Source organism: Amycolatopsis sp. NPDC045836, from assembly GCF_056431745.1.
Map to the genome: position 1 here is coordinate 67,822 of NZ_JBWKKF010000030.1, position 10,831 is coordinate 78,652.

The 10,831-nt window shown below is 71.6% G+C and carries 13 protein-coding genes; all 13 read left to right on the forward strand.

The window, feature by feature from the left end; translation table 11 throughout:
- Positions 1–127: 127 nt before the first annotated feature.
- The 13 genes from ffh to AC07EG_RS36420 all read left to right on the forward strand — a co-directional run bounded on the left by ffh (position 128) and on the right by AC07EG_RS36420 (position 10,150).
- Positions 128–1,681, forward strand: coding sequence for a signal recognition particle protein (gene ffh, locus AC07EG_RS36360; protein WP_478257805.1), 1,554 nt, complete (start codon positions 128–130; stop codon positions 1,679–1,681).
- Complete coding sequence (locus AC07EG_RS36365; protein WP_478257806.1) at positions 1,681–2,745, forward strand: amidohydrolase family protein; 1,065 nt, start codon at positions 1,681–1,683, stop codon at positions 2,743–2,745. The genes ffh and AC07EG_RS36365 overlap by 1 nt, the downstream gene beginning before the upstream one ends.
- Before the next feature lie 74 nt (positions 2,746–2,819).
- Positions 2,820–3,560, forward strand: coding sequence for a lysostaphin resistance A-like protein (locus AC07EG_RS36370; RefSeq protein ID WP_478257807.1), 741 nt, complete (start codon positions 2,820–2,822; stop codon positions 3,558–3,560).
- 562 nt (positions 3,561–4,122) lie between these two features.
- On the forward strand, positions 4,123–4,890 hold the full coding sequence (locus AC07EG_RS36375; RefSeq protein ID WP_478257820.1) for a lysostaphin resistance A-like protein: 768 nt from the start codon (positions 4,123–4,125) through the stop codon (positions 4,888–4,890).
- 166 nt (positions 4,891–5,056) lie between these two features.
- Positions 5,057–5,500: a 30S ribosomal protein S16 gene (gene rpsP / locus AC07EG_RS36380; protein ID WP_478257808.1), complete on the forward strand. Its 444-nt coding sequence runs from the start codon at positions 5,057–5,059 to the stop codon at positions 5,498–5,500.
- Positions 5,497–5,736 carry an RNA-binding protein gene (locus AC07EG_RS36385; protein ID WP_113693495.1) on the forward strand — a complete coding sequence of 80 codons (240 nt, stop codon included), beginning with the start codon at positions 5,497–5,499 and terminating at the stop codon, positions 5,734–5,736. Before rpsP ends, AC07EG_RS36385 begins: the two co-directional genes overlap by 4 nt.
- A 10-nt stretch (positions 5,737–5,746) precedes the next feature.
- Positions 5,747–6,262, forward strand: coding sequence for a ribosome maturation factor RimM (rimM, locus tag AC07EG_RS36390; RefSeq protein ID WP_478257809.1), 516 nt, complete (start codon positions 5,747–5,749; stop codon positions 6,260–6,262).
- Positions 6,262–7,017: a tRNA (guanosine(37)-N1)-methyltransferase TrmD gene (gene trmD, locus AC07EG_RS36395; protein WP_478257810.1), complete on the forward strand. Its 756-nt coding sequence runs from the start codon at positions 6,262–6,264 to the stop codon at positions 7,015–7,017. Before rimM ends, trmD begins: the two co-directional genes overlap by 1 nt.
- Positions 7,018–7,179: 162 nt before the next feature.
- Positions 7,180–7,533, forward strand: coding sequence for a 50S ribosomal protein L19 (gene rplS / locus AC07EG_RS36400; RefSeq protein WP_478257811.1), 354 nt, complete (start codon positions 7,180–7,182; stop codon positions 7,531–7,533).
- 30 nt (positions 7,534–7,563) lie between these two features.
- Positions 7,564–8,505, forward strand: a complete 942-nt coding sequence (gene lepB / locus AC07EG_RS36405; RefSeq protein WP_478257812.1) for a signal peptidase I — start codon at positions 7,564–7,566, stop codon at positions 8,503–8,505.
- A gap of 5 nt (positions 8,506–8,510) precedes the next feature.
- Positions 8,511–9,317 (forward strand): ribonuclease HII, encoded by an 807-nt coding sequence (locus AC07EG_RS36410; protein WP_478257813.1) that lies wholly within the window; start codon positions 8,511–8,513, stop codon positions 9,315–9,317.
- Positions 9,314–9,637 (forward strand): DUF2469 domain-containing protein, encoded by a 324-nt coding sequence (locus AC07EG_RS36415; protein WP_113693489.1) that lies wholly within the window; start codon positions 9,314–9,316, stop codon positions 9,635–9,637. The genes AC07EG_RS36410 and AC07EG_RS36415 overlap by 4 nt, the downstream gene beginning before the upstream one ends.
- A gap of 132 nt (positions 9,638–9,769) precedes the next feature.
- Complete coding sequence (locus AC07EG_RS36420; RefSeq protein ID WP_478257821.1) at positions 9,770–10,150, forward strand: YraN family protein; 381 nt, start codon at positions 9,770–9,772, stop codon at positions 10,148–10,150.
- Positions 10,151–10,831: the final 681 nt, after the last annotated feature.

The window sequence follows — 10,831 nt, forward strand, 5'->3', positions numbered from 1 at the left end:
CGAAACCCGGCCGGCCCGAGGAGGAGCGGACCGGCCGGGTCCCGTCGTCGACTACCCTCGGAGGATGCAGGCGCGGTCTTCCACCCGCACGCCCGCACCCTGACGACGACTGCTGGAGCGCACACCCGTGTTCGACACCCTCTCCGATCGCCTCACTTCGGTCCTGCAGAACCTGCGTGGCAAGGGGAAGCTCTCCGACGCCGACATCGACGCCACCGCGCGCGAGATCCGCATCGCGCTGCTGGAGGCCGACGTCGCGCTCCCGGTGGTGCGCGCGTTCATCGCCAAGGTCAAGGAGCGCGCCAAGGGCGCCGAGGTCTCCGAGGCGCTGAACCCAGCCCAGCAGGTCATCAAGATCGTCAACGAGGAACTGGTCGCCATCCTCGGCGGCGAGACCCGGCGGCTGAACCTGGCGAAGAACCCGCCGACCGTGCTGATGCTCGCCGGTCTGCAGGGGGCAGGCAAGACCACGCTGGCGGGCAAGCTGGCGCTGTGGCTGAAGAAGCAGGGTCACGCGCCGATGCTGGTCGCCTGCGACCTCCAGCGCCCGAACGCGGTCACCCAGCTCCAGGTGGTCGGTGAGCGGGCCGGGGTGCCGACCTTCGCGCCGGAGCCGGGCAACGGCGTCGGCGACCCGGTCGACGTGGCCCGCCGTGGTGTCGACGAGGCCAAGCACGCCCAGCACGACATCGTCATCGTCGACACCGCCGGCCGCCTCGGCGTGGACGAGGAGCTGATGCGGCAGGCCGCCGACATCCGCGACGCGGTCCAGCCGGACGAGACCCTGTTCGTGGTCGACGCGATGATCGGCCAGGACGCGGTGACCACCGCCGAAGCCTTCCGCGACGGCGTCGGCTTCACCGGGGTGGTGCTGACCAAGCTCGACGGCGACGCCCGCGGTGGTGCCGCGCTGAGCGTGCGCGAGGTCACCGGCCAGCCGATCCTGTTCGCGTCGAACGGCGAGAAGCTCGAGGACTTCGACCTGTTCCACCCGGACCGGATGGCCAGCCGGATCCTCGGCATGGGCGACATGCTCACCCTGATCGAGCAGGCGGAGCAGGCCTTCGACGCCGAGCAGGCCGAGCAGGCCGCGCAGAAGCTGGGCAGCGGCGAGCTGACCCTGGAGGACTTCCTCGAGCAGATGCTCGCGGTGCGCAAGATGGGCCCGATCGGCAACCTGCTGGGCATGCTGCCCGGCGCCGGGCAGATGAAGGACCAGCTGGCGCAGGTCGACGACAAGTCGCTGGACCGGCTGCAGGCGATCATCCGCGGCATGACCCCGGCCGAGCGGGCCGACCCGAAGATCATCAACGCCTCCCGCCGCCAGCGCATCGCCAAGGGCTCGGGCGTGGCCGTGCGCGAGGTCAACGACCTGGTCAACCGGTTCTACGACGCCAAGAAGATGATGCAGCAGATGGCCGGGCGGTTCGGCTTCGGCGCGCCGAACAACCGGAAGAACAACCGCAAGGGCAAGAAGGGGAAGAAGGGCAAGGGGCGCGGCCCCACGCAGCCCAAGATCAAGGGCGGTTTCCCCGGCGGCCTGCCCGCGCTGCCCCCCGGCGGGTTCCCCGGTGCCGGCCCGGCGGGCGGGCTGCCCGACCTGTCCCAGCTCGGCGGCGGCCTGAACGACCTGCCGCCCGGGTTCGACCCGTCGAAGTTCAAGCTGCCAAAGGGCAAGTAATGGCGTACCGGCTCAGCGGCGTGGTGCTGCCCTCCGGTGAGCACCGCGACCTGTGGATCGACGGCGGCCGGATCGGCTACGAGCCGGTCGACGGCGCCGAGACGCTGGCCGAGGACGTGTTCCTGGTGCCGGGGCTGGTCGACGCGCACTGCCACCCCGGCATCGGCGCGGAGAACCTCGAGCAGGCCGCCGCCCAGGCGCTGGTCGACCGCCGGGCGGGCACGCTGCTGATCCGCGACTGCGGGGTGCCGCTGGACACCTCGCCGCTGCAGCAGCGCGAGGACCTGCCGCGGATCATCCGCTGCGGCCGTCACCTCGCCCTGCCGAAGCGGTACGTGCCCGGCCTCGGCATCGACCTGGACAGCCCCGACCAGCTGCCCGAAGCGGTCGCCGAGCAGGCCGCGGCCGGTGACGGCTGGGTCAAGCTCGTCGGGGACTGGATCGACCGCTCGGTCGGCGACCTGGCGCCGCTGTGGCCGGACGACGTGCTGGCCGAAGCGGTCAAGGTCGCCCACGACGCCGGCGCCAGGGTCACCGCGCACGTCTTCGGCGCGGCCGCGCTGCCCGGCCTGATCGACGCCGGGATCGACTGCCTCGAACACGGCACCGAACTGTCCGGCGAGCAGCTGGCCGAGCTGGCGCGCCGGGAGATCGCGCTGGTGCCGACCCTGGTCAACATCACCGAGAACTTCCCCGGCATCGCGGACGCCGCGGGCAAGTACCCGGTCTACGCCGCGCACATGCGGGAGCTGCACCGGCGCGTCGACGGGCTGGTGCAGGCCGCGCTGGACGCCGGGGTGGCCGTGTACGCGGGCAGCGACGCCGGTGGCACGGTCGACCACGGCCGGATCGTCGACGAGATCGAACTGCTGCACCGGGCCGGCATGTCGCGCACCGAGGCGCTCGGCGCCGCGGCCTGGGCGGCCCGCGACTGGCTCGGCCACCCGTCCATCGCCGACGGCGCCCCGGCCGACCTCCTGGTGCTGTCCGCGGACCCCCGCGAGGACCTCGGTGCCCTGCGGCACCCCTCGCACATCATCCTGCGCGGTACCGTCACTTCCTGAGACGGCCCGGGTTCAGCCGGTAGCCGCGGGCGCCCTAACGTGGGTGCGGAGATCATCTCGGTGGCGGAGGTGCGGTGGCGCAGGCGAACGAGAACCCCCCGGCCGTCGGGGACGGCCTGGTGCGCGGCGCCCACTGGGGCCTGCTCGCGTTCATCGCCGGTTTCGGCGCCTACCACCTGATGAACCTGGTGCTCACCGCCGTGCTCTCCGGGCGGTTCACCGGGTTCGACGACGCCGAGGAGATGCCCGACCTCGGCCCGCTGCTGCTGCTCGCCTTCGTGCCGAACCTGGTGCTCGGCCTCGCCCCGGTGCTGGCCGCCCGGCGCTGGGGCTCGTTCGCCGAACTCGGTGTGCTGCCGCGGCTGCGCGACATCAAGATCGGCCTGGCCTGCGGCGGCTTCGCGCTGCTCGCCGGCTACCTGGCGAACCTGCTGCTGCTCCCGGTGTTCGGCACCGACCTCGAATCCGGCAACCCGCTGGCCGGCCTCGCCCAGGGCGTCGGCGACCACCCGGTGTGGCTCGCGCTGGCCGCACTGGTCGTGGTGCTCGTCGCCCCGCTGACCGAGGAGGTGCTGCTCCGCGGGGCGCTGTGGAACGGCCTGGCCGCCCACCGCGTGCCGCCGTGGGCGGTGCTCGCGCTGACCGCCGCGGTGTTCGCCCAGTTGCACGGAGAACCGAGCCGCACCATCGCGTTGTTCGTGCAGGGACTGGCCATCGGGGCGGCCCGGCTGCTCAGCGGCCGGACCGGCTCGAGCGTGGTGGCGCACGCCGCGAACAACCTGCCGCCCGCCCTGCTCCTGCTCGGTGCCGGCTGATCCCGCCCACCCCCTCAACGGAGGCGCCGCCCACTGACCAGTCACCCACCACCCCTCAACGGGGCTCCGCCCGTCGCCACCCTCAACGGAAGACTGCGCCCGCTGCTCACCACCTGCCTCCGGGGAGGGGCGCAGCCACCCAGCCCGTCGTCCACCGCCCTCAACGGTGGGCTTCACCCGTCGCCCAACCGCCCTCGACGGAGGGCTCCGCCCGTCAGCCCGCCCGTCGCCCACCACCTCCCCCAAGGAGGGCCCCGCCCGCTACTCGGTCCGTTGCCCACCACCCTCAACGGAGGGCTGCGCCCGCTAGCCCGCCCGTCGCCCACCACCACCCTCAACGGAGGGCTGCGCCCGCTAGCCCGCCCGTCGCCCACCACCACCCTCAACCGAGGGCTCCGCCCGCTAGCCCGCCCGTCACCCACCACCACCCTCAACCGAGGGCTCCGCCCGCTAGCCCGCCCGTCACCCACCACCACCCTCAACGGAGGGCTCCGCCCGCTAGCCTTTTCTTTGGTTTGTTTCTGCCCGAAATGCGAAGAACCCGGAGGACGGCTTGAGCGCGATGGAGGGGGAGTCGGTCCGAGGCCCCGAGCCGGTGCCGGAGGCGGCCGCGCTGCCCGCCCCCCGCTGGGGATTCGGCGCCTTCCTCCTGGTCGAGGCGATCCTGCTGATCTCCGCCGCCCTGGTGCTCGCCGCGCTCGGCCCGGTGCCCGCCGGGCAGCCGATGCCGGTCGGGCACGTGCTCGTCGGCACCATCACCCCGACCGTGGTGGCCGCCACCGCCGCGGTGCTGATCACCAGGGTCCGCGGCAACGGCCCGCTGGCCGACCTGCGGCTGTCGTGGCGCTGGGCCGACGTCAAGACCGGCCTGCGGTTCGGCCTGATCGGCCTGGTGTGCACCACGGTCGGCGCGTTCGTCTGGACGCGGATCGTCGGTGAGCAGAACGCCTCGTCGGCGATCGCCGCGCTGGTCGAGGACCAGCCGATGTCGGTGACCGCCGCGGTGATCATGTTCCTCTACCTGTGGCTGCTCGGGCCGATCTGCGAGGAGATCATCTACCGCGGCCTGCTCTGGGGCGCGGTGGAGCGGCTGCACTGGGGCAACGAGAAGTGGGGCGGGGTGGCCGCCTTCCTGCTGTCCACCGCGGTGTTCGCGGTCAGCCACCTGGAACCGCTGCGGACCACGCTGCTGCTGGTCATCTCCATCCCGATCGGGCTGGCGCGGCTGTTCACCGGCAGGCTGCTGGGCAGCATCGTGGCGCACCAGATGAACAACTTCCTGCCCGCGGTCGCCATCCTGCTCACCACGCTCGGCATCGCCACCCTCTGAACGGCACCGCGCGGGCCGTCTGGCAGAATGTTCGATTGCTTGCTCCGGCCGGACCCTCTCACCGCGCCGGGGTCGAACACACCTGACCTCCGGGCGTCGCATTCGTTCCCCACTCGGATCGCGCGGCCGACCTTGCACCAGAGAGAACTGAGGAGTACCCACACCCGTGGCCGTCAAGATCAAGCTTCAGCGCCTCGGCAAGATCCGTGCGCCGTACTACCGCATCATCGTCGCCGACGCGCGCACCCGCCGGGACGGCAAGGCCATCGAGACGATCGGCAAGTACCACCCGAAGGAAGAGCCCAGCTTCATCGAGGTGAACTCCGACCGCGCCCAGCACTGGCTCTCCGTCGGCGCGCAGCCGACCGAGCCGGTCCAGCGCCTGCTCGAGATCACCGGTGACTGGCAGAAGTTCAAGGGCCTGCCGGGCGCCGAGGGCACCCTGAAGGTGGCCGAGCCGAAGCCGTCCAAGCAGGACCTGTTCAACGCCGCGCTCGCGGCCGCGGGCGAGGAGCCCTCGGCCGAGGCCACCACGCCCAAGAAGAAGGGCGGCAAGAAGGCCGACGCCGAGAAGGCCGAGGCCAAGGCCGAGGAGAAGACCGAGGCGTGAGCTTTCTCGCGGACTCCCTTGAGCACCTCGTGCGCGGGATCGTGGACAACCCGGACGAGGTCCGGGTCGAACTGATCACCACGCGCCGCGGCCGCACCCTCGAGGTGCACGTCCACCCCGACGATCTGGGCAAGGTGATCGGCCGGGGCGGGCGCACCGCCACCGCCCTCCGCACCGTGATGGGCGGAATCGGCGGCCGGGGTGTGCGGGTCGACGTGGTCGACACCGACCACTGAACCCGCGCTGATGGAGGTTGTCGTCGGCCGGGTGGCCAAGGCACACGGCATCGCCGGCGAGCTGGCCGTCGACGTGCGGACCGACTCCCCGGAGCAGCGGTTCGCCGTCGGCGCCGTGGTGCTCGCCCGGCCGCGCGGCGGTCGCACCCGCGAACTCACCGTGGCAGCCGCCCGCTCGCACAGCGGGCGGCTGCTGGTGCGCTTCGAACAGGTCCCCGACCGCACCGCGGCCGAGGAACTGCGGGGTGCGCTGCTGCTCGGGGACACCGCGGACCTGCCGCCCACCGCCGATCCCGACGAGTTCTACGACCACCAGCTCGAGGGCCTGCGGGCCGAGCTGACCGACGGCACCGCGGTCGGCACCGTGCTCGAGGTGGTGCATTCCCCCGGCGGCGAGCTGCTCTCGCTCGACCGCGACGGGAAGACCGTGCTGGTGCCGTTCGTCCGGGCCATCGTGCCGGTGGTGGACGTGGCCGGTGGCCGGGTCGTGCTCGACCCGCCAGAGGGCCTGCTGGACGTCGACTGATGCGCCTCGACGTCGTCACCATCTTCCCCGAGTACCTCGACCCGCTCCGGGCCGCGCTGCTCGGGCGCGCGATCGACCGCGGCCTGATCGAGATCGGCGTGCACGACCTGCGCGACTGGACCCACGACGTGCACCGCGCGGTCGACGACGCGCCGTACGGCGGTGGTCCCGGCATGGTGATGAAGCCGCAGATCTGGGGTGCCGCGCTCGACGACGTCTGCGGGGAGCACACCCGGCTGGTGGTGCCGACGCCCGCCGGTCGCCCGTTCACCCAGCAACTGGCCCACGAGTACGCCGCCGAGCAGCACCTGGTGTTCGCCTGCGGCCGCTACGAGGGCATCGACCAGCGCGTGCTCACCGACGCCGCCCGCCGCATGCCGGTGGACGAGGTGTCCATCGGCGACTACGTGCTGGTCGGCGGCGAAGCCGCGGTGCTGGTCATGGTCGAGGCCGTGGTCCGGCTGCTGCCCGGGGTGCTGGGCAACGCCCGCTCGGCCGAGGAGGACTCGTTCTCCGACGGCCTGCTCGAAGGACCGAGCTACACCCGCCCGGAGGTCTGGCGCGAGCTGGCCGTGCCGGAGGTGCTGCGCTCGGGCAACCACGCGCTGATCGACCGCTGGCGCCGCGACCAGGCGCTCCAGCGGACCGCCGAACGCCGCCCGGAGCTGCTTTCCGCGTTGCCGGAAGGCAGTCTCGACCAGCGCGACCTGGCCCTGCTCGCGCGGCTGGCCGAGGAGTCGGCACGGGGCGATTGATCCGCCGCCCGGCGGGTCTGTAATACTTGACCGGTTGGCGCGAGAGGACCGCACCGGAGGTCACGCGCCCGCCACACCCCTTGGGCAGGCCGCCGTGCTCGGCGTGCGCCCTGGCGTGCGGCAAGACGAAGACGTTACATCACAGACGAGGACGGACCACCGATGAACACCCTGGACGCCCTGGACGCTCAGTCGCTGCGTTCCGACATCCCGGACTTCCGCCCGGGCGACACGCTGAAGGTGCACGTCCGAGTGATCGAGGGCAACCGCGAGCGCCTTCAGGTCTTCCAGGGCGTGGTCATCCGCCGTCAGGGCGGTGGCATCCGCGAGACGTTCACCGTCCGCAAGGTGTCGTTCGGCGTCGGCGTGGAGCGCACCTTCCCGGTGCACAGCCCGAACATCGCGCAGATCGAGGTGCACAAGCGCGGTGACGTGCGGCGAGCCAAGCTGTACTACCTCCGCGAGCTGCGCGGCAAGGCCGCGAAGATCAAGGAGCGCCGCGAGCCGGCTTCCTGATCCGGTAGCGGATTCCCGTAGCCTGGCGTCGTGGCCGAACCCGTGTCTTCAAACGCTGCCGAGGACGATCCCGAACGCTCCGAGCACCACGACGGAGCGGCGGAGGAGACCAAGGACGGTGCCCACCGCAAGCGCGGCAGGGGCAAAGCGAAGAAGAAGCGCCCGTTCTGGGTGGAGCTGCCGATCCTGATCGTCGTCGCGCTCGCGCTGACGTTCGTGATCCAGCAGTTCTTCTTCCGCGTCTACATGATCCCGTCGGGATCGATGGAGACCACCCTGCACGGTTGTGAGGGCTGCACCGGCGACCGCATCCTGGTCGACAAGATCACCTACGACTTCGTCGACCCCACCCCCGGTGACGTGGTGGTGTTCAAGGGTCCGGAGCCGTGGGTGGAGAACGAAGCGCTCCCGCAGGAGTCCTCGAACCCGGTCGGCCGGTTCTTCCAGAGCATCGGCTCGGTGTTCGGCCTCGCGCCGCCCGACGAGCGCGATTTCGTCAAGCGCATCATCGCGATGCCGGGGCAGACGGTCGAATGCTGCGACGCGCAGAACCACGTGGTGGTCGACGGCAAGGCGCTCGACGAGCCGTACCTGCACTTCGAGGACGGCACCGGGGTCCAGGCCCCGTTCGACCCGGTCCAGGTGCCGCTCGGCTCGGTCTGGGTGATGGGCGACAACCGCAACAACTCCTCGGACTCCCGCACGCAGGGCGGCGGGGGCGAGCGCGGTGCGGTGCCACTGGAGAACATCATCGGCAAGGCCAGGATCATCGTGCTGCCGCCGAACCGCTGGGGTGGCGTGTCCGACCACAACCCGCAGGAGTCCGCCCAGCCCGCGGCGCTCGGCATGAGCGCACCGGCCTGGCAGCAGGGCATCCCGCTGGGCATCGGCGTGGTGGCCGCCTGGCCGACGGTGTGGGCCGGCCGCAAGCTCGGAGCGGGCTTGCGCGGGGCGGCGAACCGGAAGCGCTAGCCGCGGTGTCAGCGCTGAAGCCGCCACGCGCGGTCGTCCGCGGGGAGAGTTCGTGGGGGCTGCAGGCCGCGCTGGAACGGCGTGGCCTCGGCCCGGTGGCCGGCGTGGACGAGGCCGGGCGGGGTGCCTGCGCCGGTCCGCTGGTGGTCGCCGCCTGCGTGCTCAAGCCCGGTGACGGCGCGCGGTTGCCCGAACTGACCGATTCGAAGCTGCTCACCGCGGCCGCTCGCGAGCGGGTCTACGAACGGGTGCTGGCCAGGGCGGTCGACTACGCGGTGGTGGTCATCCCCACCGAGGAGGTCGACGCGCGCGGCATCCACGTCACCAACGTCGAGGGCATGCGGCGCGCGGTGTCCCACCTGCGGACCGCGCCCGGCTACGTGCTGACCGACGGGTTCGGGGTGCCGGGCATGCCCGCGCCGAGCCTGCCGGTGATCAAGGGGGACCGCGTGGTCGCCTGCGTCGCGGCCGCGTCCGTGCTGGCCAAGGTGACCAGGGACCGGATCATGGCGGACCTGCACGCCGAATACCCGGTGTACGGCTTCGACGTGCACAAGGGTTACACCACCACCGAACACGGCGCGGCGCTGACCGAGCACGGACCCAGCGCGGTGCACCGGTGGTCCTACACCAACGTGGCCGTCGCGGCCGCGGTCCACCGGCGCGAGCCACCCCACCGGGTGCTGCTCACCGCGGCGGCTCTGCACGCCACGGCGGCGCCGGTGCGTGCCCTGGATGACGGTCTGGGTCAGAATGGACTCTTCGCCGCCGACTGGCACGTGAACTCGCAAGGAGGGGCCCGGATTTCATGAGTGCCGAGGATCTCGAGAAATACGAGACCGAGATGGAGCTGTCGCTGTACCGGGAGTACCGCGACATCGTCAGCCAGTTCGCGTATGTGGTGGAGACCGAACGGCGGTTCTACCTGGCCAACGCGGTGGACGTGCAGGTCCGCGACGGGGGCGGGGAGGTCTACTTCGAGGTGCGGATGTCCGACGCCTGGGTCTGGGACATGTACCGCCCCGCCCGGTTCGTCAAGCACGTCCGCGTGATCACCTTCAAGGACGTCAACGTCGAGGAGCTGGACAAGCCCGACCTGCGCCTGCCGGAAGGCGGTCCCTTCTCCGGCTGACCGGCTGTGGACGAGTTGTCCACAGCCGGTCCGGTTGTCCACAGTTCAACCCGACCCCCTGGCCCGCCCCCACCCACCCTGGCAACGTCGTGATCGCCAACCAAGATCACCGACCCCGGGGGAGCAGCCGTGATGGGGACAGAAGCCAGGCCGTCGTACGACCAGAGAACCCACCTGGGTCGTCGCGGCGAGGAGCTGGCCGCCGCCCACCTGACCGCGCAGGGCCTGGTCGTGCTGTCCACGAACTGGCGCTGCCGCGAAGGTGAACTCGACCTGGTCGCCACCGACGGCCGCACCCTGATCGTCTGCGAGGTCAAAACCCGCTCCGGCACCGGCTACGGCCTCCCCGCCGAAGCCGTGGACGCCGAAAAGGTGGCTCGCATCCGCCGCCTCACCAGCCGCTGGCTGGACCACTTCCGAGTGCGCTGGTGCCCGATCCGCTTCGACGTGATCGCCATCCACCTGCCACCCACCGGCGAACCGCAGCTGACCCACCTCGAGGGGGCGTTCTGACATGCGCCCACTCCGCCGCCGCTCCAGGCCCCCACGCCTCCGGGTGATCGTCCTCGTGCAATTCACCCCCCGCGAGCGCATCCGCATCCGCACCCGCCTACGCCACCTGACCAGCACCCTGCTCTCCAAACGGCACCCCTCCCCCCTCCGCCAACTAGAGGGGATGAGCTGACATGCCCCACACCCACACCCACACCCGCCCCCACCCGGTACTCCAGCCGGGTCTGTCCTCCCGCGTGGTGATCAGCCGATTGGGCCGCACCCGCCCCCACTCGGTGCTCCAGCCGGATCTGTCCTCCCGCGTGGCGATCAGCCGATTGGGCCGCACCTACACCCACCCAACACCTCAGCTCGGCCTGTCCTCCCGCGTGGCGATCAGCTCACTGGGCCGATTCACACCGGCTTCCGCCACTGGCCCAGCGCCTGGCAGACCCGCCGCTGCCCATTGGCTTTCCAGCATTTCGGGGTGGTGCGCTGACCTGCCCTCCACCCACACTCACCCAGCACCCCAGCTCAGCCTGCCCTTGCTCGTGGCGGTCAGCCGATTGGGCCGCACCCGCCCCCACCCAGCACCTCAGCCCGGTCTGTCCTCCCGCGTGGCGATCAGCTCACTGGGCCGATTCACACCGGCTTCCGCCACTGGCCCAGCGCCTGGCAGACCCGCCGCTGCCCATTGGCTTT

What these genes read in the sequence shown, in the direction of transcription:
- AC07EG_RS36365 (WP_478257806.1), top strand. Translation starts at nt 1,681, where the DNA reads ATGGCGTACCGGCTCAGCGGCGTGGTGCTGCCCTCCGGTGAGCACCGC.
- AC07EG_RS36375 (WP_478257820.1), top strand. Translation starts at nt 4,123, where the DNA reads ATGGAGGGGGAGTCGGTCCGAGGCCCCGAGCCGGTGCCGGAGGCGGCC.
- rimM (WP_478257809.1), top strand. Translation starts at nt 5,747, where the DNA reads ATGGAGGTTGTCGTCGGCCGGGTGGCCAAGGCACACGGCATCGCCGGC.
- trmD (WP_478257810.1), top strand. Translation starts at nt 6,262, where the DNA reads ATGCGCCTCGACGTCGTCACCATCTTCCCCGAGTACCTCGACCCGCTC.
- rplS (WP_478257811.1), top strand. Translation starts at nt 7,180, where the DNA reads ATGAACACCCTGGACGCCCTGGACGCTCAGTCGCTGCGTTCCGACATC.
- AC07EG_RS36415 (WP_113693489.1), top strand. Translation starts at nt 9,314, where the DNA reads ATGAGTGCCGAGGATCTCGAGAAATACGAGACCGAGATGGAGCTGTCG.
- AC07EG_RS36420 (WP_478257821.1), top strand. Translation starts at nt 9,770, where the DNA reads ATGGGGACAGAAGCCAGGCCGTCGTACGACCAGAGAACCCACCTGGGT.